Here is a 24,314-nt window from a genome sequence, read left to right as displayed (position 1 = left end):
CCCGCGCCCGTCGAGGGGTGGCAAGAGCACCGGCGGGCCGACGAACGCTCAACCGCCAGTTCATCCCGCCGGGTTACCCCACCGGCTTGCGCCAGACCGAGATGTGTCGGGGGGAGTCGTCGGTGAACGGGGAGCCGTCCCAGTCCGCCACCCGCTGTTCCAGCTCCAGGCCCGCGATGCGGGCCATCAGGTCCAGTTCCGCCGGCCAGATGTAGCGCTGGCGACAGCTGCCGCGGCGGTAGCGGCCGTCTTCGCCGTCGCGGGTGAAGTGGTGCGAGACCAGTTGCTGGTCGACCAGGTCGAAGGTGTCGAAACCCAGGTGCCGGTCGGAGACGTCGAACGGCACCGCGATCTGTCCGGGCGGCAGGAACCGCAGCGGGGGCACGTTCAGTTCGACGACGAAACGGCCGCCGGGGACCAGGTGGCGGGCCGCGTTCTCGAAGCACGCGACCTGCTCGTCCTGGGTGAGCAGGTTGGCGATGGTGTTGTAGACGAGGTAGACGAGGGTGAACTCGCCGGGGACGACCGTGGTGGTCATGTCCCCGATGACCACCGGGAGGGTCTCCTCGTCGGCCTTGGTGCGGAGCACGTCGGCCATCGGTTCGGACAGTTCGATGCCCGTCACCGGCACGCCGCGCTCCCGGAGCGGCACGCCCACGCGGCCGGTTCCGATGGCGAACTCCAGGGCCCGGCCGTCCCCGGCGAGCCGGGCGAGGAAGTCGAGGGCGGGACGGAGGGCGGCGGGTGAGGAGTTCTCGGCCTCCTCGGCGTCGTAGCGGTCGGCGGTCTCACGGCTCCACAGTTCGCTGCTCGTCATGGGCGGCCACTCTGCCGGGCGGACACGGCCCTGTCGACGCGATTACGAGGGGGGCGGTCGGAACGTCGCGCTCCCCCGCCGTACTCGCCCCCGTCGTCGACCGCGGGGCGCGTGCGACCATGGACGCGGACGCCGGGGTGGGCGGATCGGGGAGGGGCGGGCGGTGGACGAGAAGCGGTCGTACCTCGACACCCCGGCGTACACGGCGTTCCTGACGGTCGTGGCGTTCTGGGCCGCGGCGAGTTCCGGAACCGCTTCCTACGTACGGGTGGGGGCGGGCCTCTGCGCGGCCGGCGCCGCCGCGCACTTCGTCCGTCTCCTGGTGGAGCGGCGGCGCGACCGGCGTGGAGCCGCCGAGGCCGCTGAGGTCGCCGACGGCTAGCCGACAGCTGTCACGGCAGCCGGCCACCGGCACCGCACTGTCAGTGCCTGCTGCCACGATGGCCCTCATGACGATCCACCTCCTCACCGACATCGAGCAGGCCGTGCGCAGCAGTTGGAGCGCCGAGACCTGCACTCCGGAGTACCGCGAACGCTGGAGTCCGGACAATCCGGCGCGGGACCAGTGCGGGGTGACCGCCATGGTGCTCAACGACCTGCTCGGCGGGGAGTTGATCCGGGGCGAGGTCCATGTCGACGGCGTGCGCACCGACTTCCACTGGTGGAACCGCCTGGGCATGGGTGTGGAGATCGACCTCACCCGGGAGCAGTTCGCCCCCGAGGAGGTCGTCGTCGGCGGTGACGTCATCGTCCGGCCGCCGGTCGCCGAGTGGCGGCGGCTGCGGGAGGAGTACGAGCTGCTGCGCGACCGGGTCGCGGACCGGCTCGGGGCGGTACCGCGCGTGTCGTAGCCGATCCGTGGCCGTTCCGTGCCCGGCCGGACCGGCCGAAGTCCCCTTCGTACGCACTACGGTGAGCTCATGCCGTCATACCGCCGCACCCCGTGTCGCGGTCCCGTCGGCGCCGCGGGCACGCGGCCGGCCCACCGGCTTCCAGGGCGAGGAGAGCGGGGAGAGCGATCATGGGTGAGTCTCTGAAGACCTTCGTCGGCGGTACCGAGGTCGAGGTTCCCAACAGCATCCCGGCCATCCGGGCGGCGCTGCCCGACGAGAGACGCGAGGAGTTCGACCTCGCGATCAACGAGGCCGGTGTGCACGAGATCCAGGCCGTCATGCGGCACTGGATGCTGGAGGCCGTCCCCGATCCCGAGGCCGAGAAGATCCTGGACCGGCTGGCGCGGGACGAGGCCGAGAGGCGGAGCGTCGCTTGAGCTTCCGTATCTCCTACGCACCGCCCGCGGACGACACCCTGGCCAAGATGCGCGACGGCGAGACGTTCCGGGAGGCCATGGTCCGCACCCTCGGCCAGGAGCCGTACGGCCACGCCTCCTCCGCCGTCAAACGCGAACGGGACCGGCGCGAGGCGACCGTCGCCGGGGCCATCGTCCTCTACTACGTCTCCCGGTCCGTCCTGACCGTCACCGTGGTCCGGCTCGTCCCCCTGCCCTGAGAGACCGGCCGCCGGCAGCCGACCGGCCGCCCCGACCGATCCGGCCGATCCGACCGACCAGCGGACAGCGGACAGCCGGAACCCTCCCCGCCCCGAACGGGCCGCCGGGCGCGTGCCCTTGACCGGCTTCCGGGGCCGTCACCCGTGCTGGGCAGCCGGCCGGGGGCACGCGTCCGTGCGCCGGGTCAGGCGAGCTTCCCGTCCTGTGCCGCCACGACGTCCGCGGGCACCTCGAACGTCACGCCGCCGCCGACCGCCGCCAGGTTGAAGGCGAAGAACGTCGCGACCGTGTTCCCCTTGCGCAGCGCCACCAGCTTGAACGGGGCCTTCTCGCCGTCGTCCTGGGAGGTGACGGTCCACGCCGCGGACTCGTCGCCGCCGGTGATCTTCTCCTCGGCGACCGAGACGACCTTCGTGGGCGTACCGGCGACCGTCACGGTGAAGCCGCCCGCGCAGTCCGCCGCCGCCTTCTTCAGCGCGGTGAACGCGTCGGCGCCCGTCGCCCCCTCGTAGGAGTGCAGCGCGACGAACGTGGACGTCAGGTCGAACGCGTCCTTGAGCGCGTCCTCGGCCCCGCCCTCCGTCAGCTCCTCCAGCGACTTCTTCTTGCCGTCGGCCTTCGGCTCGTCGATCACCCTGCGCTTCACGCTCGCGGCCGAACCCTCCTGCGCCACCCCGTACATGGCGTGGGCGACCGGCAGGCACTCCTCCTTGTCGGCCTTGACGCCGGCCGCCGGGACCTCGTCGGCCGGGCCCGCCGGAGTGATCTTGGTGTCCTTCACGTCGCCCTGGGCGAGGGCGGCCTTCCCCAACTCGTCGGCGGTGAGCGTCTTCGCCGGGGTCTTCGGGGCCGAGGAGGACCCGGCGGCAGCGCCCTTGCCGTCCTTCCCGTCCTTGCCGTCGGCATCCGACGAACCGCCGCAGGCCGTGGCCAGCAGGGTGAGGGCGGCCGCGGAGGCGGCGAGGGCGGTACGGCGTACGGCAGTGGCGCGCATGGTTCATCTCTCCGGTTTCGGGGGCGACCGCCCTTCCACCGTGCGGCACGTCGACGCCGTCCGGACGGGCCGTCGCAGTGGTCCATACCCTACGGTCGAACGCACGGGCGAGGGCCGGTCCGGCGGGGGTCCTCCCGGGATCGTGATTCCGCTGTGATCATCCTGTGAACGCAGGGGACGGAACGGCTGCACCGTCCTCCGCCCCGATCCGGCCGCCCCTGCCGCGCTACGAACTCTTCCGGAGCGGACGGCACGACGGGGGCCGGAAGCCGCTCGCGCCGCGACCGCTCCGAGCGGTCGAGCCCGTCGCGGCCCCGGGCGGAACGGGGTCAGTCCTCGGCCGGACGCCCGGTCAGGTGGCGGAACGCGTCCAGGTTCCGGGTGGACTCGCCGCGCGCCACCCGCCACGCGTACTCCTTGCGGATCGAGTCGGCGAACCCCAGCTCCAGAAGGGTGTTGAACGCCCCGTCCGCCGCTTCGAGCACCACGCCGAACAGCCGGTCCAACTCCTCGGGAGTGACCACCGAGAGCGGGAGCTTGCCGACCAGGTAGACGTCCCCGAGCGAATCGATCGCGTAACTCACCCCGAACAGGCGGAGGTTGCGCTCCAGCAGCCAGCGGTGGACCCCGGCGTCGTTCTCGTCGGGGTGCCGCACGACGAACGCGTTGAGGGAGAGGGAGTGCTTGCCGACGATCAGCGAGCAGGTCGTCGACAGCTTGCGGGTGCCGGGCAGCGTCACGACGTAGTTGCCGGGCCCCGGGCTCTCCCATGCGAGCCCGGCGTCGTTCAGCGTCGCCTCGATGACCTGGGCCGCTGCGGTTTCGTCCGGTACGTCAGCCATGCCGCGAGCCTACGACAGCGCCGGGCGGGCGGCAGGAGGGGCCTGGGCCCGGGGGCGGCGGGGGCCCCTCAGCCGTGGCGGGTACAGGCCCGGCGGCGGTGGTCGGCGATCGCGGCCGTGTACACCTCGGCGGTGGCCGATGCGGCCGTGTCCCAGCCGAACGACTGGGCGTGCGCCGCCGCGGCCGCCCCCATCCGCCCCACCAGCTCCGGCGCGTCCGCGAACCGCCCGAGCGCGCGGGCGTACGCCTCCGGCTCGTGCCCCTGCACCAGGAAGCCGCTGACCCCGTCGCGCACCGCCACCGGCAGCCCGCCCACGGCCGCGGCGACGACCGGGGTGCCGGCCGCCTGGGCCTCTATGGCGACCAGCCCGAAGGACTCGCTGTACGACGGCATGACCAGCACCGACGCGGCCCGGAACCAGTCCGCCAGCCGGTCCTGGCCCACCGGCGGGTGGAACCGTACGACGTCGGCGATACCGAGCCGGGCGGCCAGCTTCTGCAGCTCCTCGGGCTTCGCGAGGCCGCTGCCGCTCGGGCCTCCGACCACCGGCACGACGATGCGGGAGCGCAGGGCCGGGTTCCGGTCCAGCAGCACGGCCACCGCGCGCAGCAGCACGTCGGGGGCCTTCAGCGGCTGGATACGGCCGGCGAAGAGCGGAATGAACGCGTCCTGGGGCAGGCCGAGCCGGGCCCGGGCGGCGGCACGGGCGGACGGGGCGTCTCCTGCGCGGAGCCGGTCGGAGCGCTCGGGGAAGGGGCGGAACCGGTCCAGGTTGACGCCGGGGTGGACGACGGCGACGGCTGCGGGGTCCGCGTCGTAGAAGCGGACGAGTTCGTCGGCCTCCTCGGCGGTGTTGGCGATCAGCCGGTCGGAGGCGTTCACGATCTGGGTCTCGCCGATGACCCGGGCGGCCGGTTCGGGGGTGTCGCCCTCGGCCAGGGCGGCGTTCTTGACCTTGGCCATGGTGTGCATGGCGTGGACGAGGGGGACGCCCCAGCGCTGGGCGGCGAGCCAGCCGACCTGGCCGGAGAGCCAGTAGTGGGAGTGGACGAGGTCGTAGTAGCCGGGGCGCTGACCGGCCCATGCCTGCATCACACCGTGGGTGAAGGCGCAGAGCTGGGCGGGCAGGTCCTCCTTGGCGAGACCTTCGTACGGCCCCGCGTCCACGTGCCGCACCAGGACGCCGGGGGCCAGGTCGACCGCGGGGGCCAGGGAGCCGGTGGTGGCCCGGGTGAATATCTCGACCTCGATGTCGATCGCGGCGAGGCGCTTGGCCAGCTCGACGATGTAGACGTTCATCCCGCCGGCGTCGCCCGTGCCGGGCTGGTGGAGGGGGGAGGTGTGCACGGAGAGCATCGCGACGCGGCGCGGCTTGCGGAAGGCTCCGGAGAATCCTCCGGGGAACCTGAGGCGCGCGGCCGTCCGCGTGGAGCCGAGCCGGGGGACGTACGGGCTCACCTCGTCGGTCCTCCTCGATCGGGGCGGGCTGCGGTGGGGAGCGCGGGTGCCCTCCGAGGGCGGGAACAGAGGAATGCCGCTTTTCATTTCCGCTTTGCCAAATCATTACGTGCCGGACGGCGCGCCGCCCGGCGGGACCGGAGGACCGCCCCGGGGCCGCCGGGGATGTGCGGCGCCCGGCCCCGGGGTCCGGTCCGCCTGCCCCCGGCCCCGGCGTCCGGTTCACCCGCTCCCCGGCCTCGGGCGGCCCGTCCGGACCGCCCCGGATCCCGGCCGGGCCGCCGGGGCGTCCCTTCCTCCCCGTCGCCTACGCTCGACCCATGCGCCAGCGCCCCATCGGCACCGCCACCCGCGGGACCACCAACCCGAACCGGCTGCGCCGCATGGACCGCTGGATCGCCGACGCCCACGGCCCCGCCCTGCGCCGCGCCGACTCCCCTACGGCCGTCGACCTCGGGTACGGAGCGGCCCCGTGGACCGCCGTGGAGCTGCTGGGCCGGCTGCGTACCGTCGAGCCGCGCACCGAGGTGGCGGGGATCGAGATCGACCCGGAGCGGGTCGCCGCCGCGCGGCCGTACGAGCGCGACGGGCTCACCTTCGTCCACGGCGGCTTCGAGATCCCGCTGGACGTCCGTCCGCTGCTGATCCGGGCGGCCAACGTGCTGCGCCAGTACGACGAGGACCAGGTCGCCGACGTCTGGGCGCGGCTGTGCGCCCGCCTCGCCCCGGACGGGCTGTTGGTGGAGGGGACCTGTGACGAGATCGGGCGGCGGCACGTGTGGGTGGCGCTGGGGCCCGAGGGGCCGCGCACGGTCACCTTCGCGACCCGGCTCGGTTCGCTGGAGCGCCCCTCCGACCTGGCGGAACGGCTGCCGAAGGCGCTGATCCACCGCAATGTGCCGGGCGAGCCGGTCCACGCGTTCCTGCGGGACTTCGACCGCGCCTGGGCGGCGGCCTCCCCGTACGCCTCGCTCGGCGCGCGGCAGCGCTGGATCGCGGCGGTGCGCGCGGTGGCGGCCGACTGGCCGGTGGCGGACGGGGCGCGGCGGTGGCGGCAGGGGGAGGTCACGGTGGAGTGGGACGCGCTGCGGCCCAGCGGCCCCTGACCTCCTGGGGCGGCGGCAGTCGGCTTCCGTGATCCGGCCTCCGGCCGGCTTCCGTGCCCCGGCGGCCGGCCGGCGGTCGCCCTGAGGGAGGGAAGCCCCCCGTCCCGGGAACGGCGCGGGGACGTCGTGCGTCCCTGTGGGTGGGCAAGATCCTTCGGTGCGGGGGGGGCGAGGAAGAGGGACAAGGCGAAGGGGCGAGGGAGCGGCGCGGGCCGGATCGCCGCGCTTCGGGGGGAATCGTGACGAAGTGGTCCTGCGGGGGCGGCCGGTGACGCGGCAGGGGGCGTCGGCCCCTGTTGCTTTGGGGGACGACATGGCACGATCGCGACGTTGCCGAAAAGTTACTGACGGTAAGTCAGAAAAGCCTTACCCGCCGTCTATTGCTTTTCTCGCATTCATCCCGCATACACCGTTCTCATTCCTTGCATCACTTACATCGCTTATGCCGCTTGCATCGTTTTCGTCGCCTTCGCCCGGAGGCGGACCCGGAGTGACCACCCGGAGGGGGAGTTCGTGAACCGACGCCACTGCGCCACTGCCGCCATCACGCTGGTCTGTGCGCTGGCCCTGCTGACGTCCACCGGCCAGGCGGCCGCCGCCCCGGTGCCGGACCCCGTGCCCTCCGCCTCCTCCGCCGGACCGGCCCCCCTGCGCACCACCGCGGAGTTGGAGGAGGTCCGCGAGCGGATCGATACGCTGTACCGGAAGGCGGGCGCGGCGACGGACGCGTACAACCTCGCCGAGGAACAGACGAAGAAGCAGTCCGGCGAGCTCGTGAAGCTGGCCAAGGCGATCGTCGACGGTCAGGCGCGGATCGCCGCGCTCAAGGACCGGGCCGGCGCCCAGGCCCGCGAGCAGTACCGCAACGGCGGCCTGCCGCCCGGCGCCCAGCTGGCCCTCAGCAACGATCCGAAGCTCTTCCTGGACGGGATCAACCAGGTCCGCCGGAGCCAGCAGGCGTCCAAGTCGCTGCTGGCCGAGTTGCAGCAGACGCAGCAGGACCTGGAGACGTACACCCAGGACGCCAGCGCCCACTGGGAGAAGCTGGAGACCGGCCGGGTCAGACAGGCCAAGGCCAAGAAGAAGATCGACGCCCAGATCGAGGCGGCGAAGAAGCTCGAATCGCGGCTGGAGGAGAAGGAGCGCGAACAGCTCCGCCGACTGGAGGCTGACGCCGCGGCCCAGGCGCAGAACGCGTGGCTCTCCTCCGGCGCGATCAAGGACGTCAGCGGCGAGGCGAGCACGGCCGGAGCGGTGGCGGTGGCCTTCGCGACGGCGCAGATCGGCAAGCCGTACGTCTGGGGGGCCGAGGGCCCCGGCTCGTACGACTGCTCCGGGCTGACCTCGCAGGCGTGGCTGGCGGCGAAGCGCCCGATCCCGCGCACCTCGCAGGAGCAGTGGCGGCTGCTGCCGCGCATCGACATCCAGGACATGCGCCCCGGCGACCTGATCATCTACCACGCCGACGCCAGCCACGTCGGGATGTACGTGGGCGACGGCACGATCGTCCACGCCCCCCGCCCCGGCCGCGACGTCACCCTGGCGGGCGCCGGCTCGATGAAGATCCTCGGCGTGGTCCGCCCGGACAGGTAGGACCGGGGAGGCCGCCCGGACAGGCAGGACCGGCGGGGGCCGGTCCTCCGCGCCCTCCCCCGGCGAGCGGGCAGCCCGAACCGGCCGCCGGGGGCAGGGCCCGCTCCCGCCCCTGCACCCGCTCCCGCCCCCGCCCCCGCGAGCGGCCCCCGGGCCGGGGCGGCTGCCCGGGAGCGAACCCGGGCGGAGGGGGGCGGTCCGCTTCCTGTGAGCGGGGCCACCCGGCCGCTCCCGGGCTCGTGATGTTCGTCATGTGCGCTTCCCGGCCACGTCGGCGGCCCGACGTGCCGGATCCGTGCCGGGACGCGGCTTATGGCGGCGCCCATGACGGGGGCCGGTCCCGCCGCGCCATTCCGTTCCCCCGCCACGGACCGCTATCGTCCCCGACTGGCGGATCGTCGATCGGCGAACCGCCGCACCCTCGGGGGGAGGGAAGGAAACCCGAACCGATGCCCGTACCCGTACCGCAGCAGCGATCCGTTCCCGCTGCGGAGACCTCGCACGGCGACCTCACCCTGCTGGTGATCGAGGACGACCCGGCGGGCACCACCATCACCGCCCCCGAGCTCTCGGCAGCGGCCGGAACCCGGGTGCGCGTCCGTACCGCCCGCAACCTCACCGAGGCCGCGCGGCTGCTCACCGACGACGTCGACTGCATCCTGCTGGACCTCGCCCTGCCGGTCACCGGCGCCGCCCCGACCGCCTCCGCCCCCGGAACCGGCGGCGCCCCCGGGGCCGGAGCGCCCGGCAGTGCCCGAGCGGCCGGGGGCAGCGGCGCGGTGGACGGCGGCCCCGGTCCGGAGCACGCCTCCGCGCGGGCCGACGAGCTGGCCGCCCTCACCCACGTCCTGCGCCTCGCGCCGCTCCACGCCGTCCTCGCGCTGACCGCGCAGGACGACGCGGAGCTGGCGGCCGAGGCCGTGCGGGTCGGGGCGCAGGACTACCTCTTCCGGGGCGAGCTGGACGCGCGCCTCCTGAGCCGCGCCATCCGGTACGCCGTGGAGCGCAAGCGCGCCGACACCGCCCAGCACCAGCTCACCGAGTCCCGCCTGCGCGCCCAGGAGAACGCCCGCCTGGAGCGCGGCCTGCTCCCGACCCCGCTGCTGGACGGCTCCGGCCTGAGCTTCGCCGCCCGCTACCGCCCCGGCCGCAGCCGCGCCCTCCTCGGCGGCGACTTCTACGACGTCGTCCGCACCCCGGACGGCACGGTGCACGCGATGATCGGCGACGTCTGCGGCCACGGTCCGGACGAGGCCGCGCTCGGCGTCGAGCTGCGGATCGCCTGGCGGGCGCTGACGCTGGCCGGGCTGTGCGGGGACGATCTGCTCGCCACGCTCCAGCAGGTGCTGGAGCACGAGCGGCAGAGCGAGGAGATCTTCGCGACCGTCTGCACGGTCGACATCGCGCCGGACGGGCGGCAGGCCGGGCTCTGCCTGGCCGGACACCCCGCGCCGCTGCTGGCCCGCCACGGACGGCCCGCGCGGTTGCTGCCGTACGAGGACGGCGGCCCGGCGCTGGGGCTGCTGCCGCGTGCCCGGTGGCCGCGCCGCCAGGTCGAACTGGGCAGCGCCTGGAGCCTGATGCTGTACACGGACGGGCTCATCGAGGGGCGGGTGGGAGGCGGCGGCAGCGAGCGGCTGGGCCAGGACGGCATGGCGGCGATGGTCAACAGCCGGCTGGAGCAGGGGCTGACGGGCGAGGAGCTGCTGGAGGCGGCGGTCGCCGAGGTGCGGGAGTTGAACGGCGGCGAGCTGACCGACGACGTGGCGGTCCTGCTGCTGGGCCGCGACCCGGAGCTGATACGCCGACGGGGCGGCAGCGCACCGCGCTCCCGCCCCGCGTCCGTCGACCGGCCGCCGTCCTCCCCGCCCGCGAGGGCGGGGGCTCAGCGCCCGCCGTTGTAGGGCCCGTACGGGCCGTCGCTGCTGGAGCCGCCCCTGCGGCCCCCGCCACCGGAGACCGCCTTGAGCGCGGGACGCACGTCGACCATGAACACGATCGACGCGACCACGCCCGCGAGCTGCAGGAAGAGCATCGGGATGAGCAGGTTCACCGCGACGGCGACGCCCAGGATCACCAGCCAGAAGGACTTCTGCTTCTTGTCGGCGGCCCGGTAGGCGTCCTCACGCGCGGTCGCCGCGAAGACGAAGGCGACCACGGCCAGCACCAGCATCGCCAGATAGAGCAGCTGGAGGAGCGAGCCGAACGCTGAGAGCAACATGGTGTGTACCGCCTAGTGAGTGGAGGAGCGCCCTGCGGCCGAGAGGGCCAAGGTACCGGGACAACGAACCGGCCACCCGACATGGTGCCCGCCCCGCGTCCCGGTCACGCGTACCGTCCCCCGGACAGAACCCTCAGGGGCCCCGTAGGGGTCACGCGTCGGCGGGCGGCGTGGTCTTCCCGGCCGCGGGCTTGCGCGGCGCGGGCGCCTTCTTCGCGGACGCGGCCTTCGCCTCGGCGGCGGGCGCGGCCTTCGTGGTGGCAGGCTTCGCGGCGGCGGCCTTCGTGGCGGCGGGCTTCGCCGGTGCGGGCTTCGTGGCGGCGGCCTTCACGGAGCCGCCGGTCGCGGGGGCAGTCCCGGCCGCACCCTTGGGAGCGGCCTTCGCGTCGGCCTTCGCCTCGCTCTTCGGGTCGGCCTCGATGACGGCGGCGATCTCGACGATCTCGTCGGCCGTCTCGCCGCGCCAGGTCCGTACGGTCTGCTCGCCGTGCTCGGCGACCTTCTCGTACGCCTCACGGGCCTTGACCGCGTACTCGGCGGCCACGCCCACACCGCGGAGCGCCAGGTCCTGGGCGGTCTCCCCCAGCTTCTTCAGGTCGGCGGCGTCGAACGAGCCGAACACCTCGGTGACCTTCGCCTGCACGGTGGCCTGGGCCTCCTTGGCCTGCGTGGCCACCTTCTCCTGCACGACCTTGGGGTCGGTGTTGCGCACGGCGTCGATCCGCTCGGGCGCGTCGGCCCGCAGCTGCTCGATCAGCGCCGGGATCTTGAGCGCCTGCTGCACGGCCAGGTCGGCCGTGCCTGCGGCGAAGTAGAGGGGGGTGGGGTCGGTGAGGGTCTTGCGCAGGTCATCGGTGATGGCCATGACTGTGGTCCTCCCGGATCATCGAACCAGCTGTCAGCTGTGAGGGTCGTGGTCTTCCTTGGCGTCCGCACCGGCATCGTCGCCGTCACGGTCCCCGGCATCGCGCCCGGCGCCGGCTTCGGCGTCCGCGTCGGGCCCCGTGTCCGTGCCGGGCCCGGGGTCGTACCCGTTCTCGCGGCGGAAGGAGTCGTAGATCTGCAGCAGAACGCTCTTCTGCCGCTCGTTGATCGACGGATCGGCCAGAATGACCGCCCGCGTCTCCAGCTCCTCCCGCTCCCGCTCGTCGAGGATCCCCGCACGCACGTACAGGGTCTCGGCCGAGATCCGCAGCGCCTTGGCGACCTGCTGGAGCACGTCCGCACTGGGCTTGCGCAGACCGCGCTCGATCTGGCTGAGATACGGGTTCGACACCCCGGTGGCATCGGCGAGCTGCCGCAACGAGAGCTGCGCCGCACGGCGCTGCTCCCGCAGGTACTCCCCGAGATTGCCGACGTTGAGTGATGCCATGACTCGATACTGCACACCGTTGCTAACAATTGCAAGCAGGCGCTTGCAAAAGTGTCCCACGCCACGGCGGTACGCCCGTGTGACCGTCGCACCGCGGCCGGGCGGCGGGCGTCGCGGCAGGGGGCACGGCGGTGGGCCCGGCGGGCCGGACAGAGCTGGCGGCGGTGGCCGAAAAGCTCGTGGCGGACGGCACGGTGGCGACGATCCGCCCCACGCTCCTCACCGGCCGCAAAGTCCTCGCCGCCGCCTTCGCACCGGACGGCACGCCTCTCGCGTCGGGCCACTACCACCCGGCGCGGGGCATCACCGAGATCGGCGGGATCGGCACGCTTCCCGCAGCCCGCCGCCAGGGCCTGGTCGCGGCGGTCATGGCGGCCCTGGCCGCCCACGCCCGCGACCACGGCGTGCACACCGTCTTCCTCGCCTATGCGGAGGCCGCCGTCGCCCGGATCTACGCCCGCCCGGGTTTCCGGCCGGCCGGCACCACCCTGTTGATCGCCGACCAGCCGGCCCGGGGGCAGTAGGTCCGCGGGCCACACACCGGCGGGGGCACTGGCCCTCGACGTCATGAGCGGCGCGCGACGAGGACGAACTCCCTGCCCGGCCGGTCGGGCGCGTCGCGTACGTCCTCCACCGTGAACCCCCGCGCGGTCAACTCCGCCTCGATTTCCTCCCGTCCGCGGAAACGCAAGGTGGAGTCCGAGGTCAGCACCTCCCCGTCGGCCGCGAACACGTACGTCCAGCGGAAGGAGACCAGAGGCCCGCTCGTCCCCGTCACCTCCACCCAGCTCTCGACCGCGCCGATGCCCGGGATCTCCGTCACACGGAAGGACGTCTCGCGGTTCCACCCCTCCCAGGCGCGCGCGGCCGGGTTCCGGGTCTCGAAGACCAGGCGGCCGCCGGGCCGCAGTGCCCCGTACACCCCCCGCAGGGTGGCGCGCCACGCCTGCGGATCGGCGATCTCCTGGGCGACGTTCGCCGTCATGGTCGCCAGGTCGGCACGCATCGGCGGAAGGGCTGCGGCATCACCGCAGATCCAGCGCACCTGCTCGCCGCCCGGTTTGGCCCGGGCCACCTCGATGGACGCCCGGGCGGGATCGACGCCCACGACGTCGAGGCCGCGTCCGGCCAGCAGAAGGGCGAACACCCCTGTTCCGCAGCCGATGTCGAGCACGCGGCGTGCCCCGAACTCCTCCGCCATCGCGACGTACGCGTCGAGATCGCCGCGGTCGGGGTCGAGGGGGTCGTAGATCGCGGCGAGCCGCGGATGAGCGAAGCATGCGTCGGCCATGCCGCCGAACGTAGGGAAGCCGGTCGGGAAAGGCCACCCGTTTCCGGTCGCTTCCGTCCTGTGCCGGGGCCGGTCAGGGCACCTGGGCGGGGCCCGGGCCCGCCCCGGGCCCGCGACCTTTCCCCGCGTCCGTACGGTCGTCAGGGCTGCGTGGAGGCCCCTGCCTCCTCGGACCCCGGCCCTTGTCCGGATGATCGTTCTGTTGGGAGGGTGAGGCATGCATAAACCGCCGACCTTCGTCCTTGTCCACGGAGCCTTCGCGAACTCCTTCTCGTTCGCGCCGCTGCAGTCCGAACTCGCCCTGCTCGGGCACCGGTCGGCCGCGGTCGACCTTCCCGGCCACGGCTTCGAAGCCACCTTCCCCGCCGCTTACCAGTCTCCTCAGGACCTCGCCGGCCTCGCCGCGGAGCCGGGCGGCATCAAAGGGGTCACGCTCGCCGACAACGTCACCCGGGTGATCGAGGCCCTGGAACGGGCCAGGCGGAACGGGCCCACCGTCCTGGTCGGCCACAGCCGGGGCGGCGTCACCATCACCGCCGTCGCCAACGCGCGGCCCGACCTGATCGACCGGATCGTGTACGTCTCCGCCTGGTGCCCCGTCGAACTGGACGTGGCGGGCTACTACGCCGAACCGGAGATGGCGGACGTGGACGCGGGCGCCTTCGCCACCGCGCTCCTGGGGAATCCCGGCGAACTCGGGCTGCTGCGGGTCAACTTCCGTACCGCCGACGCGACGGCGCTCACCGCGTTCCGGGAGGCGTTCGCCGCCGACCTCACCGACGACGAGTTCCGCACCTTCCTCAACACCTTCCAGCCCGACGAGAGCCTCGACGCCGGTACGACCGCCGACCGGGCGCAGGCCGCGACCTGGGGCACGGTGCCCCGGAGCTATGTGCGCCTGGCCGCCGACGCCAGCCTGCCGCCCGCCGTGCAGGACCGCATGATCCGGGAGGCCGACGCGCTCACGCCCGACAACCCCTTCGACGTGCACACCCTCGACGGCAGCCATCTGCACTGGCTCGTCCACCCCGGGCCCGCCGCCGAACTGCTCGCCGGCCTCGCGGGGCCGGCGACCCCCACGGAGTCCTGACCCCGCGGAGTCCTGGCCCCCGCGCCCCCGCCCGGCCCGGGGGCGCGGGTGCGGCGGGACCGGACGGGGCACGGCCCGGGGGCGCGGACCGGTGCGCTCACTTCCCCCGATGCGTCATGGCACTTCGGGGCGAACCAGCGCCTCCGCGTACGCGATCCCGGCCCGTTCCGCATACGCGATGCGTTCGCGCACCTCGGACAGCGTGCGCGGACGGTACCCCGGGCCGCCGCAGCAGCTCTTGTGGAAGCGGACGCCCGCGTTCAGCAGGACCGAGAGCGTCCGCCAGGCCGCCCGGTCGCGGCGCGGCGGCGCGGCGAACGCCGACCCCACGTGGATCAGCGCCCCGGCGCAGCGCGGACAGGCCCGTTCACGCTGCGGGCCGTAGGACTGCTTGTACGAGGCCCGGCAGGGAAGGCAGACGTACGAGGTCTTCGAGGGCGGCATCCGGCGATCGTAGGCGGCGCCCCGGCACCGCCCCCACCGGTTTTCGTCCCGGCCCCACCGGTTCTCGCCCCCTGGCGCCCTCGGCTCTCGCCCGGCGCCCTCGGCTCTCGCCCCTCCCCCGGCTCTCACCCCCGGCCTCCTCCGTTTCACCCCCCTCCGATGTCTGAGCCCCGCCCCCGTCGGCTCCGCCCGTTTCGCCCGCCGGTCCTGATCCCGGCCGGACTCGCCCCTGGGCCCGCTCTGGGCCCTGCGCTGGGCCCGCCGTGGGCCCGGGGGCCCCTGACAGGACCACCGGCCGCCTCTAGCGTCTATGCGGGTAGACCCCCGTACCCGCTGTTCCGTATCCCGCTCGCCTCGCACCCCGCTCACCCCGTACCCGGCCCGCCCGCGCGCCCGACCGCTTCGAGGGAGACCCGATGTGCCAGTCCTGTGTGACCGCCACCGCACCGAGCCCCCTGCCCGCTGATTCGACGGACTCCTTCCCGGGGCTGTCCCGGCGCGGGCTGCTGGCCGGTCTGGGCCTCGGCGCGCTCGCCGTGAGCCTGCCGGCCGGAGCCGCCGCCGCGGCGGAAGCGGAGGCGGTGACCGCGGCAGCGGCGGCAGCCGCCAGGAACGGGGCCTGGGCCTGCCCGGCCCTGGGGCGGTTCCCGGCCGGGGGCCACTACGGCGCGCCCCGCGGCGGCGCGTCCCACGCCGGGCAGGACGTCAGCAACTCCACCGGCACCGCCGTCTACGCGGCCGCCGCCGGTACCGTCGTCCGCCGGTCGTGGGGAGGCGGACTGCCCGGCCGGACCGGCAACGCCCTGGTGATCGCGCACGGCGGCGGCCAGTACACCTACTACGGCCACCTCAGCGCCTACCGCGTCGGGCTGAACGCCGCCGTCAGGGCCGGCCAGCGCATCGCCGACATGGGGGCCACCGGCAACGTCACCGGCCCCCACCTCCACTTCGAGACCCACAACGGGAGCCTCGGCTCCACGGTCAACCCGGTCTCCTTCCTGGCCGCGCGGGGCGTGGACCTGGCCGGCGGCTGGTCGCGGATCGATCCGGGCGCGAAGGGCGCGACGGTCGTCGTGATCCAGCACCTGATGAACCAGCGCGGCTACCGGTTGGCCGTGGACGGGGCGTACGGTTCCGTCTCCGTGGACGCCGTCGAGCGGTTCCAGCGCTCCCAGGGGCTGGCGGCCGACGGGCAGGTCGGCCCGGCCACCTGGCCCGAGCTCGTGTACACACTGCGGCAGGGTGGCGAGGGCTCACACGTCCGGGCCCTCCAGGCCGCGCTGAACAAGCGCGGGGCCGCTCTGGCGGTCGACAGCGGGTTCGGCTCCGTCACCACGACCGCCGTACGCGCCTACCAGGGCGTCAACCGCCTGGTGGTCGACGGCGAGGCGGGACCGGTGACCTGGCGGGCGCTGACCGGCTGACCCGCCGACAGGTGTGGGGCCCACGGTGACGCGTGGCGCCTCGCGGGCCGCCCGGCAGGGCGGCAGTGGTCGGCCGTGAACGGTCCGGCGGCCGTTTATGGTCGACCACGTCCCCCGCACCACCGGCACCACCGGTACCGGTTCCATGTGCCGGCCACCGCAGGAGTTCCGCCATGAGTACGTGTACGGGCCACGCCCCCGGCGACCCCCACCGCACCTCGGCCGCCGCCGCCCCGGACGACATCCCGGCCGCCCTCGCCGCGCCCGTCCACCCGCCCCTCCCCCTCCCCGGCTCCTCCGGCCCCGGCTCCGATTCCGCCCCCGGACCCGGCCCTGATCCCGGAACCGTTCCCGGACCCACCGGTCGCGCCTTCGACGCCGTGCTCTGCGATCTCGACAACGTCGTCCGCTTCTACGACACCGCCCCGCTGGCCGCCCTGGAGCGGGCCGCCGGACTGCCGGTGGGCGCCACGGAGGACGTCGCGTACGCGCCCGAGGTCGATCTCCCCCTGCTCCTGGGCCGGATCACCCCGGACGCCTGGGTGGAGTCCATCACCGCCGCGCTCGCGGACCGGGTGGGCGAGGACCGGGCGCGCGACCTGGGCCGGGCCCTCGCGAACGCGCCGTTCCGGGCCGACGAGGAGGTGGTGGCGCTGCTGCGCCGCGCCAGGACCCGTGTGCCCCTGGTCCTCGTCACCAACGCGACCCTGCAACTGGACGACGACCTCGCCCTGTTGGGCCTGGACGAGCTGGCCGACGCGGTCGTGAGCAGCGCCGTGGAGCAGGTGGCCAAGCCCGATCCGGCCATCTATTGCATCGCGGCCGACCGGGCGGGCGTACCGCTGGACCGTTGCCTGTTCGTGGACGACCGGCAGGAGAACGTCGACGCGGCGGTCGCCCTCGGCATGACCGGCGTCCTCTACCGCGAACCCGCCGACCTCCGGCGGGCGTTGGGCCCGTGTGCGGAGGCGGCGCCCCCGCGCCCCGGCCGGACGGGCTGAGCGGCGTGGACCGGGAGGCGCCGGAGGTACGGGGGCCGGGCGGGGGCGGGCCGGAGGTGCTGGCGGGCGGGTTGGACCATGCCGGGGCCGTCCTCCGGCGCGGCGATACCGTCGAACGCCCCGCCCCGCCGCACGCCGCCCTCCTCCACCCCCACCTCCGGGCGCTGCGGGAGCGGGGGTTCGCGGACCTGCCCGTACCGCTCGGGTTCTCCGCCTCCGGGCGGCGCGAACGGCTCTCGTACGTCCCCGGTGAGGTCGCCGTCGCCCCGCACCCGCCCTGGGCCTGGACGGACGAGGCCCTGCACTCCGTGGGGGCGCTGCTCCGCCGGATGCACGACGCGGCGGCGGCCGTTCCGGTGGAGGGGGCGGCGGGCCGGCCCACCGGTCTGGCCGACCCGGAAGGGGCTGCGGCTCCCGGCGCCGTGGTCTGCCACAACGACGTGTGCCTGGAGAACGTGGTGTTCCGGGGCGGGCGGGCCGCCGCGCTCATCGACTTCGACCTGGCCGCGCCCGGCCGACCGGTGTGGGACGTGGCCATGGCCGCCCGCTACTGGGTGCCGATGCGTGGCCGCGCCGGGCTCGACCGGGCGCACCGCCTGCGCGTGCCGGCCGGCGGCTACGGGCTCGGGCGGGCCGACCGGGCCGCCCTGCCCGAGGTGATCGAGCAGGCCACCGCGGTGTGCCGGGCGTTCGTCGAGCACCGGGTGGCGCGGGGGGACGCGGCGTACACGGCGGCGTACGAGGAGAACGGGCGGGCGGTGTGGGACCGGCACCAGACGTGGCCGGCGGCCCACCGCCGTACGCCGGCCGCCGCCCTGCTCACCGGCTGAACCGCGGCTCAACCGTGGCGCGGTGCGGGCTCCAGCCCCGTCCGCAGCTGGGCGAACGCCTTGTCCGCCGCCCGTACCGCGCCCGCGTGGACCTGGGCCGCGCTCTCGCCCCCGTCGATCCGCCGCCAGTTGTCCAGGGCCAGGATGCGCAGGACGGCGACGATCTGCCCGGCCGCCAGCCGCTCGGGCAGTCCGCCGCCGAGGGCGTCGGCGAGGGCGGTCTCGGAGCGCCCCTGGTAGGCGTGCAGCCGGGCGACCAGGGCGGGTGTTCCGTACAACAGGCGGAGGAACGCCAGCACTTCGGGGGCGTCGCAGAGGCCGGTCACCGGATCGCGGCGATCCAGGCCGTCGAGGAAGTGGCGGTGCAGGGCGTCCAGCGGGCTCTCCCCGGCGGGCCGTGCGGCGACCACCCGGGCGGACTCGTCCTCGTGGTCGGCGAACCGGTGCAGGACCAGGTCCTCCTTGGCGGGGAAGTACCGGAACAGCGTCGGCTTGGAGATGTCCGCCGCCGCCGCCACCTCCGCCACGGACACCTTGTCGAAGCCGCGCTCCAGGAACAGCGCGACGGCGGCGTCGGAGACCGCCTGGTACGTCAGCTGCTTCTTGCGCTCCCGCAGGCCGACCGGCCCCGGGGGGCGCCCCCGCACACGGCCGGGCCCCCGCCCGCCGGGGTCCTGCCCGCCGGGGTCCTGCCCGCCGGGAAACCGCCCCCCGGGGGCCGGCCCGTCGGAGCCCTGCCCGCCGGGGGTCCGCCGATCGGAGCCCTGTCCGCCCCCGGTCCCCGTTCCGGTTCCGTCCCCGCTCCCGGCGCTCTCTCCGTTCATGACCATGAAGCGTACGCCCTTGGCCTCAAGCGGACTTGGTTCCGCCGCCCTGGCCGCCGGGGCCGTCCGCCGCCTTCCGGATCAGCTCCGCCACCCCGTCCAGCAGCACCCCCATGCCGAAGGTGAACTCGTACTCCGGGTCGTCCGGCTCGCTCATCATTCCGGAGGACAGCTGCCGGGCGACCCCGGGGTGCCGCACGGGGTCGACGAGCCGCTTGAGGGTGCGCTCGTGGGAGGCCGCCAGCTCCTCGGGCCCCATCCCGCGGGCGACGGCGGCTGCCGCCAGGTCGCTCATCATCAGCGCCTCGCTGCGGATGAAGTTGGAGACCAGCAGGATCACCGAGGTCTTGTCGCCCTCGCAGAGGCCGCTGCCTTCCAGCGCCTGGAGCCCCTGCTCCCACCACGCGATCGAGTTCGGCGTGGCGGGCGGGCCGCCGATCGGGATGCGGAGCGCCCAGAGGTGGTCGTGGTAACGGCTGCGCTGGGCGGCCGCCCACTCGGCGAGCGCCGCCCGCCAGCCCGCGCCGTTCGCGAGGGCCGTCAGCGGCTCCGGCGCGCCGAGGGCCTCTTCCTGCATCAGGACGTACAGCTCGTCCTTGGCGGAGACGTACCGGTACAGGGACATCGTGGACGCGCCCAGCTCCTGGGCGACCCGGCCCATCGACACCGCCGCGAGTCCGTCCGCCGCCGCGACGCCCACCGCCGCCGCGACGATCCGCTCCAGGCTCAGACCCGGCTTCGGGCCCTTGGCCGGGCGGCCCCGCAGCCCCCAGGCCGCCTCCAGGCTGGTCGGCAGATCGCCGCCGCCCGAGCCGTTCTTGTCCGTCACCGCATCCCCTTCGCCCGGCGTCCCGGCCCCGCCGACGCCCTGCTCCGCGCCCCCGTACGCCTTGACCCCATCCTAAGGATGCGTAATGCTTACGCAGTAACGCGTATGTCATACGCAGAAGGGGGGCCCGGACATGGCCCAGCCGATCCGGCCGAGCGGACACGCACCCGCCGCCACCACGGGACACGCGCCCGCCGCCACCACGATCGAGACCGCCGCCACCACGCCCGACGCCGCCACCGCCATCGAGGCGCGCGGCCTCACCAAGTCCTACGGAAAGCCCGCCGTCCGGGTGCTCGACGGCATCGACCTGCGGGTCGAACGCGGCACCGTCTTCTCCCTCCTCGGGCCGAACGGCGCCGGCAAGACCACCACCGTGCGCATCCTCGCCACGTTGACCGACGCCGACTCCGGAACCGCCCGCGTCGCCGGCCACGACGTCGCCGCCGAGCGGAGCGCGGTACGCCGGTCGATCAGCCTCACCGGCCAGTTCGCCGCCGTCGACGAGGCCCTGACCGGCGAGGAGAACCTGCGGATGGCGGCCCGGCTCACCGGGCGGTCGGGCCCCGCCGCCCGGCGGCGGGCGGCGGAGCTGCTGGAGCGCTTCGACCTCACCGCGGCCGGCCGCCGCCTCGTGCGGACGTACTCCGGGGGGATGCGCCGCCGCCTGGACCTGGCCGCCGGCCTGGTCGGTTCGCCCCAGCCCGAGGTGTTCTTCCTGGACGAGCCGACCACCGGCCTGGACCCGCGCAGCCGCCAGGAGCTGTGGGAGGTCGTCCGCGAACTGGCCGCACGCGGCGCGACCGTGCTCCTCACCACCCAGTACCTGGAGGAGGCCGACCGCCTCGCCGACCGGATCGCCCTGCTGGACCGGGGCCGGATCGCCGCCGAGGGCACCGCCGCCGGTCTCAAGGCCCGCATCGGCGGCCACCGCCTCGACCTGGTCCTCACCAGCCGCGAGGACTATCTGCGGCTGGCGGGGCGGGCCGTCCACCACTGTCCCGAGGCGTTGACGCTCGGCCTGCCCACCGACGGTTCGGCGGCCCGGGTACGCGCCCTGCTCGACGATATCGACCCCGACCGCCAGGCCGTCGAACGCTTCAGCCTGCACACCACGACCCTCGACGACGTCTTCCTGAACCTGACCTCGCCCGCCCCCGCGGGCCCGCCCGCGGTCTCCGCCCCGGCCGGTCCCGCCGCCGGGAACCCGCCCACCGCTCCGGAGGCCTCCGCCCATGTCTGACACCGCCGTCCAGCACCGGAGCGCCCCGGTCCGGCCCACCGGCACGGCCGCCAAAGGCCGCGGCCGCGGGGCCGGCCCGCTCACCCACACCGCCGTCATGACCGCCCGCGCCCTGCGCCTCAGCAGTCGCAACGTCGACGCGCTGATCACGTCCCTGGCCCTGCCGATCATGCTGATGCTGATCTTCGTCCACTTCTTCGGCGGCGCGATCGACACCGGGACGGAGTACGACTCCTACGTCATGTACGTCGTCCCGGGCGTCCTGCTCCTGTCCGCCGGATTCGGCGCGGCGACTACCGCCACCGCCGTCAGCGAGGACATGAAGGGCGGCGTCATCGACCGCTTCCGCTCCCTCGACGTGGGCGGTACGCCGGTACTCGCCGGGCACGTGGCGGCCAGCACCGTCCGCAACCTCTGCGCCACCGCCCTGGTCTTCGGCGTCGCGCTGCTGATCGGCTTCCGGCCCGCCGCCTCCTGGCGCGGTTGGCTCCTGGCGGCCCTCGTCCTGGTCGCCTACATCGTGGCCCTGTCCTGGATCTCGGCGGTGATCGGCCTGCTCGCCCGGACCCCGGAGGCGGCGAGCGGCTTCACGTTCTTCATGTCGTTCCTGCCGTATCCGAGCAGCGCGTTCGTCCCCACCTCGTCGATGCCCGAGTGGCTGCACGGCTTCGCCGACCACCAGCCGATCACCCCGGCCATCGAGTCCCTGCGCGGGCTGCTGCTCGGCGAGGAGATGGGCGGCACCCCCTGGGTCGCGCTCGCCTGGGCGGCCGGGATGCTCGCCGCGGCGGTCGCCGCCTCCGGGCCCCTGTTCCGCGTCCGGACGCGCTGACTCCGGAGGGCGGAAGCGGGCGGGCCCCGCCCCGAAAGGCCCGGGGCCCGCGTCGAAAGGCCGGGGGCCGCCCCGGCCGGGTCCGGGCGGGCCGGGTCCGGGCGGGCCGGGTCCGGGCGGGCAGGGTCCGGGCGGGCAGGCTCAGAACACGTCCGGGCACCACGGCCGCCGGCCCGTACGGAACACGGCGTCCGCCGTCGTCGCCGCACCCGCCCGCAGCTCCTCCGCCCGGCCGAGGTCCACCAGCCGGCGCACGGACTCGTCGCCCAGGTACAGCGTGGCCAACTCCGCGACGTCCAGGGCGAGATCGGCGCTCCGGGTGGTGGGGACGCAGCGGGCGCCGCCGTCCGAGGCGTCCAGCAGGAAGCGGCCCCCGGCCGGCCCCGTCCCGTCCCGGACGTCCAGGACGAGCGACGCCTCGACGGCGTAGGTCCGGGCCTCCAGGGCGCGCGGCACGTCCAGCATCCGCAGCCACAGCCAGTCCGCGTGGGTGACCAGGCGGGCCGCGCGGGGGTCGGGGAGCAGCAGCGGAAGCAGGTCGTCGGGGGCGCGGCAGCCGGAGCGGACCGTGCTGACCCAGTCGACCGAGCAGAGGTAGCGCCACAGGGCCCGCTCCGCGGCCGGGTTCAGCGCGATCATGTCCCGTACGGAGGCGGTGTTCAGCGGCTGCTTGGCGTCGCCCCACTTGGCGTCCACGCCGTAGACCATCAGGCCGTCGACCTCGCCGTCGGCGGAGCGGTGCACCACGTAGAACGGCTCCTCCCACTTCTCGTCCGCCCTGCGGGGCGCGACGCCCGTGCACTGCCGCCACCACCGCTCGCCGCGGCTGACGACGCCGGGCTTCCGGGCCGCCAGCGCCGCGTGCACCTCGGGGCCGAACGTGCGGATGTCCGCGCCGTCCACCATCTCGATCCGCCCCCCGTCCGCCGGCTGCCCGGAGCGGCGCGGGTCGAGCCCGGCCCGGTGCACGGAGACCTCCCACTCGGCGGTCCAGGAGGCGGGGCCGAAGCCGTACCGTCCGTAGATCGGGTACTCGGCGGCGATCAGCGAGGCGACCACCTCCCCGCGTTCCTTGGCCGCCGCCAGCTCCGCGGCCATCATCCGGTTGAGCAGGCCGCGTCGGCGGTGCGTGGGCGACACGGTCACCCCGGTGATCCCGTCGGACGCCACGGTGGCCCCGCCGACCACGGTCAGCCGCTGGGCGAAGGAGCGGAACGTCGCCACGCACCGGCCGGCGTCGAAGACGCCCTGCGTGCGGGAGAGGTCGATCTCGGCGAGGCGGTCCGCGACGAGCTCCTCGCCCGGCCTCTCCACGGGGGTCAGGAAGCCGGTCCGCACCGCCCTCATCCAGTCGGGGAACTCGGACGGGGCGACGGTGCGGGGATCAAGGCTCATTCCTCCACGCTAAGGGCTGTCCCGTAGTTCCCGGTGGATCAGTGCGCGGCGTCAGATGCGGTGCATCGCAAGGCGGAGGGGCATCCGCATACGGGATGTACGGGGATGTTCCGGCAACGCGGCGAGGTGCCGTAGCTGTCGTCGCGCGCCCGCCGGGAATTGCGGGACAGTCCTTGGGCAGGGGCCGCTCAGAATGTCGCGCGAATTTCCCCGACCTCGGCGGCTCCGCCGAGCAGCGGCGAGCGGCCGATCCGGGCGACCACCGGGGCGTCGACGCCCAGCAGTTCCAGGGCGCGGGCGAGCACCGGGCCGAGCGCGCGGGCCGACCCGTCGTCGATCTTGAAGGCGAGGGCCCGGCCGTCCGCCAGGGCCACCGCCTGGACCGCCTCGGCGCCCATCTTGGACAGGGCCCCCGGCACCTCGCGCATCAGCCAGGTGTCCGGCCGCCGGGTGCCCGCGACGTACTCCGGGTGGGCGCGCATCGCGTCCGCGACCCGGCGCTCGGCGCTTCCCGGCTCGGCCAGGACGAAGGACCGGAAGGCGCGGGCGAGGCCGGTCAGCCCGATCGCCATCAGCGGGGCCCCGCAGCCGTCCGTGCCGAGCGCGGCGACGGGCTCGCCGGCCGCCTGCGCGACGACCTCGCCGACGAGCCGCTGGAGCGGGTGGCCGGGGTCGAGGTAGGTGGCGGTGTCCCAGCCGTTGTGGAGGCAGGCGGCGAGCATGGCGGCGTGCTTGCCGGAGCAGTTCATCGTGATCCGCTCGCGTACGTGCCCGCCCGCGAGGTAGCTCTCCGCCTCCACCGGGTCCAGCGGCAGGTCCGGCGGGGTCTGCAGGTCGGCGGTGCTCAGTCCGTGCTCGGTGAGCATCGTGCGCGCGAGGTCGAGGTGGAAGGGCTCCCCGGAATGGCTCGCGGCGGCCAGCGCCAGCCGCCGGCCCGACAGGTCGAGACCGGCCCGCAGGATCGCGGCGGCCTGCATCGGCTTGTTGGAGGAGCGGGGGAAGACCGGCGCGGCCGGATCCCCGATCGCCCGCTCCACGCTGCCGTCGGCGGCCAGCAGGACCAGCGAACCCCGGTGGCGCCCCTCCGTGAAGCCGGAGCGCACGACCTCCGCCAGGACGGGCGGGGCCGGAGGCGGGGTGGTCGGTATGGCGGGCGGGGCGTCGGTGGACGTCATGGTGGCCTTCCGGGGACGGGG

27 protein-coding genes are annotated in these 24,314 nt (G+C 74.6%); 14 read left to right on the top strand and 13 right to left on the bottom strand.

Features of this window, described 5'->3' with window-relative positions; translation table 11 throughout:
* Positions 1 to 73: 73 nt before the first annotated feature.
* On the bottom strand, positions 74 to 817 hold the full coding sequence (locus tag AMK24_RS24820) for a class I SAM-dependent DNA methyltransferase (protein ID WP_073771086.1): 744 nt from the start codon (positions 815 to 817) through the stop codon (positions 74 to 76).
* 163 nt (positions 818 to 980) lie between these two features.
* Here AMK24_RS24820 and AMK24_RS24815 point away from each other — a divergent pair, with 163 nt between their 5' ends.
* The 4 genes from AMK24_RS24815 (at position 981) to AMK24_RS24800 (ending at position 2,326) form a co-directional block, all read left to right on the top strand.
* Complete coding sequence (locus tag AMK24_RS24815; protein WP_073771085.1) at positions 981 to 1,199, top strand: hypothetical protein; 219 nt, start codon at positions 981 to 983, stop codon at positions 1,197 to 1,199.
* Between the two features lie 67 nt (positions 1,200 to 1,266).
* Positions 1,267 to 1,668, top strand: coding sequence for a YunG family protein (locus tag AMK24_RS24810; protein ID WP_073771084.1), 402 nt, complete (start codon positions 1,267 to 1,269; stop codon positions 1,666 to 1,668).
* 170 nt (positions 1,669 to 1,838) lie between these two features.
* Positions 1,839 to 2,087, top strand: coding sequence for a hypothetical protein (locus AMK24_RS24805; protein ID WP_073771083.1), 249 nt, complete (start codon positions 1,839 to 1,841; stop codon positions 2,085 to 2,087).
* Positions 2,084 to 2,326, top strand: a complete 243-nt coding sequence (locus AMK24_RS24800) for a hypothetical protein (protein ID WP_073771082.1) — start codon at positions 2,084 to 2,086, stop codon at positions 2,324 to 2,326. Before AMK24_RS24805 ends, AMK24_RS24800 begins: the two co-directional genes overlap by 4 nt.
* 185 nt (positions 2,327 to 2,511) lie before the next feature.
* On the opposite strand, the gene AMK24_RS24795 is transcribed toward AMK24_RS24800, so the two are convergent.
* The 3 genes from AMK24_RS24795 to mshA all read right to left on the bottom strand — a co-directional run bounded on the left by AMK24_RS24795 (position 2,512) and on the right by mshA (position 5,623).
* Positions 2,512 to 3,321, bottom strand: a complete 810-nt coding sequence (locus AMK24_RS24795; RefSeq protein ID WP_073771081.1) for a hypothetical protein — start codon at positions 3,319 to 3,321, stop codon at positions 2,512 to 2,514.
* Positions 3,322 to 3,650: 329 nt separating this feature from the next.
* A complete protein-coding gene (locus AMK24_RS24790) occupies positions 3,651 to 4,163 on the bottom strand; it encodes a YbjN domain-containing protein (protein ID WP_073771080.1) in 513 nt (170 codons plus the stop codon).
* A gap of 68 nt (positions 4,164 to 4,231) precedes the next feature.
* On the bottom strand, positions 4,232 to 5,623 hold the full coding sequence (gene mshA / locus AMK24_RS24785) for a D-inositol-3-phosphate glycosyltransferase (protein WP_073771079.1): 1,392 nt from the start codon (positions 5,621 to 5,623) through the stop codon (positions 4,232 to 4,234).
* A 320-nt stretch (positions 5,624 to 5,943) separates the two neighbouring features.
* On the opposite strand from mshA, the gene AMK24_RS24780 reads away from it, so the two are divergent.
* From AMK24_RS24780 to AMK24_RS24770, 3 genes are all read left to right on the top strand, one after another.
* Positions 5,944 to 6,729, top strand: a complete 786-nt coding sequence (locus AMK24_RS24780; protein WP_073771078.1) for an SAM-dependent methyltransferase — start codon at positions 5,944 to 5,946, stop codon at positions 6,727 to 6,729.
* Positions 6,730 to 7,242: 513 nt separating this feature from the next.
* Positions 7,243 to 8,322, top strand: coding sequence for a C40 family peptidase (locus AMK24_RS24775; protein WP_073771077.1), 1,080 nt, complete (start codon positions 7,243 to 7,245; stop codon positions 8,320 to 8,322).
* A 449-nt stretch (positions 8,323 to 8,771) separates the two neighbouring features.
* Positions 8,772 to 10,226, top strand: a complete 1,455-nt coding sequence (locus AMK24_RS24770) for a PP2C family protein-serine/threonine phosphatase (protein ID WP_073771076.1) — start codon at positions 8,772 to 8,774, stop codon at positions 10,224 to 10,226.
* Here AMK24_RS24770 and AMK24_RS24765 read toward each other — a convergent pair.
* The 3 genes from AMK24_RS24765 to AMK24_RS24755 all read right to left on the bottom strand — a co-directional run bounded on the left by AMK24_RS24765 (position 10,208) and on the right by AMK24_RS24755 (position 11,915).
* The gene (locus AMK24_RS24765; protein WP_073771075.1) at positions 10,208 to 10,543 is read right to left on the bottom strand and encodes a DUF2516 family protein; all 336 of its coding nucleotides are present in this window, start codon (positions 10,541 to 10,543) and stop codon (positions 10,208 to 10,210) included. The two genes, AMK24_RS24770 and AMK24_RS24765, sit on opposite strands and share 19 nt — an antisense overlap.
* A gap of 151 nt (positions 10,544 to 10,694) precedes the next feature.
* Positions 10,695 to 11,408, bottom strand: a complete 714-nt coding sequence (locus tag AMK24_RS24760) for a hypothetical protein (protein WP_073771074.1) — start codon at positions 11,406 to 11,408, stop codon at positions 10,695 to 10,697.
* A 33-nt stretch (positions 11,409 to 11,441) separates the two neighbouring features.
* Positions 11,442 to 11,915, bottom strand: coding sequence for a helix-turn-helix domain-containing protein (locus AMK24_RS24755; protein ID WP_073771073.1), 474 nt, complete (start codon positions 11,913 to 11,915; stop codon positions 11,442 to 11,444).
* A 164-nt stretch (positions 11,916 to 12,079) separates the two neighbouring features.
* On the opposite strand from AMK24_RS24755, the gene AMK24_RS24750 reads away from it, so the two are divergent.
* A complete protein-coding gene (locus AMK24_RS24750) occupies positions 12,080 to 12,439 on the top strand; it encodes a GNAT family N-acetyltransferase (RefSeq protein ID WP_242435240.1) in 360 nt (119 codons plus the stop codon).
* Between the two features lie 41 nt (positions 12,440 to 12,480).
* Here the strand turns inward: AMK24_RS24750 and AMK24_RS24745 are convergent, their stop codons facing one another.
* On the bottom strand, positions 12,481 to 13,206 hold the full coding sequence (locus tag AMK24_RS24745; RefSeq protein ID WP_073771072.1) for a class I SAM-dependent methyltransferase: 726 nt from the start codon (positions 13,204 to 13,206) through the stop codon (positions 12,481 to 12,483).
* 217 nt (positions 13,207 to 13,423) lie between these two features.
* On the opposite strand from AMK24_RS24745, the gene AMK24_RS24740 reads away from it, so the two are divergent.
* Complete coding sequence (locus AMK24_RS24740) at positions 13,424 to 14,296, top strand: alpha/beta fold hydrolase (RefSeq protein WP_073771071.1); 873 nt, start codon at positions 13,424 to 13,426, stop codon at positions 14,294 to 14,296.
* Between the two features lie 114 nt (positions 14,297 to 14,410).
* Here AMK24_RS24740 and AMK24_RS24735 read toward each other — a convergent pair whose 3' ends face one another.
* Positions 14,411 to 14,740, bottom strand: coding sequence for a deoxyxylulose-5-phosphate synthase (locus AMK24_RS24735; RefSeq protein ID WP_073771070.1), 330 nt, complete (start codon positions 14,738 to 14,740; stop codon positions 14,411 to 14,413).
* Positions 14,741 to 15,156: 416 nt separating this feature from the next.
* On the opposite strand from AMK24_RS24735, the gene AMK24_RS24730 reads away from it, so the two are divergent.
* From AMK24_RS24730 to AMK24_RS24720, 3 genes are all read left to right on the top strand, one after another.
* On the top strand, positions 15,157 to 16,164 hold the full coding sequence (locus tag AMK24_RS24730) for a peptidoglycan-binding protein (RefSeq protein ID WP_073771069.1): 1,008 nt from the start codon (positions 15,157 to 15,159) through the stop codon (positions 16,162 to 16,164).
* Between the two features lie 380 nt (positions 16,165 to 16,544).
* Positions 16,545 to 17,165 (top strand): HAD-IA family hydrolase, encoded by a 621-nt coding sequence (locus AMK24_RS24725; protein WP_073771165.1) that lies wholly within the window; start codon positions 16,545 to 16,547, stop codon positions 17,163 to 17,165.
* A complete protein-coding gene (locus AMK24_RS24720) occupies positions 17,162 to 17,995 on the top strand; it encodes a phosphotransferase (RefSeq protein ID WP_384579262.1) in 834 nt (277 codons plus the stop codon). The genes AMK24_RS24725 and AMK24_RS24720 overlap by 4 nt, the downstream gene beginning before the upstream one ends.
* A gap of 8 nt (positions 17,996 to 18,003) precedes the next feature.
* On the opposite strand, the gene AMK24_RS24715 is transcribed toward AMK24_RS24720, so the two are convergent.
* A complete protein-coding gene (locus tag AMK24_RS24715) occupies positions 18,004 to 18,642 on the bottom strand; it encodes a TetR family transcriptional regulator (RefSeq protein ID WP_073771164.1) in 639 nt (212 codons plus the stop codon).
* A gap of 202 nt (positions 18,643 to 18,844) precedes the next feature.
* Positions 18,845 to 19,648 (bottom strand): TetR/AcrR family transcriptional regulator, encoded by an 804-nt coding sequence (locus AMK24_RS24710; RefSeq protein ID WP_073771068.1) that lies wholly within the window; start codon positions 19,646 to 19,648, stop codon positions 18,845 to 18,847.
* Positions 19,649 to 19,781: 133 nt separating this feature from the next.
* On the opposite strand from AMK24_RS24710, the gene AMK24_RS24705 reads away from it, so the two are divergent.
* Together AMK24_RS24705 and AMK24_RS24700 are read left to right on the top strand one after the other, a co-directional pair.
* Positions 19,782 to 20,891: an ATP-binding cassette domain-containing protein gene (locus AMK24_RS24705; protein WP_079190629.1), complete on the top strand. Its 1,110-nt coding sequence runs from the start codon at positions 19,782 to 19,784 to the stop codon at positions 20,889 to 20,891.
* Positions 20,884 to 21,723: an ABC transporter permease gene (locus AMK24_RS24700; protein ID WP_073771067.1), complete on the top strand. Its 840-nt coding sequence runs from the start codon at positions 20,884 to 20,886 to the stop codon at positions 21,721 to 21,723. Before AMK24_RS24705 ends, AMK24_RS24700 begins: the two co-directional genes overlap by 8 nt.
* 141 nt (positions 21,724 to 21,864) lie before the next feature.
* On the opposite strand, the gene AMK24_RS24695 is transcribed toward AMK24_RS24700, so the two are convergent.
* Positions 21,865 to 23,118, bottom strand: coding sequence for a GNAT family N-acetyltransferase (locus AMK24_RS24695; RefSeq protein WP_073771066.1), 1,254 nt, complete (start codon positions 23,116 to 23,118; stop codon positions 21,865 to 21,867).
* A gap of 188 nt (positions 23,119 to 23,306) precedes the next feature.
* On the bottom strand, positions 23,307 to 24,293 hold the full coding sequence (locus AMK24_RS24690) for an asparaginase (protein ID WP_073771065.1): 987 nt from the start codon (positions 24,291 to 24,293) through the stop codon (positions 23,307 to 23,309).
* Positions 24,294 to 24,314 lie beyond the last annotated feature (21 nt).

The organism is Streptomyces sp. CB02366 (assembly GCF_001905905.1).
In the GTDB taxonomy this organism is placed as follows: Bacteria; Actinomycetota; Actinomycetes; order Streptomycetales; family Streptomycetaceae; genus Streptomyces.
The sequence above is the reverse complement of the archived record's forward strand: the minus strand, read 5'-3'. Positions and strand labels throughout refer to the sequence as shown.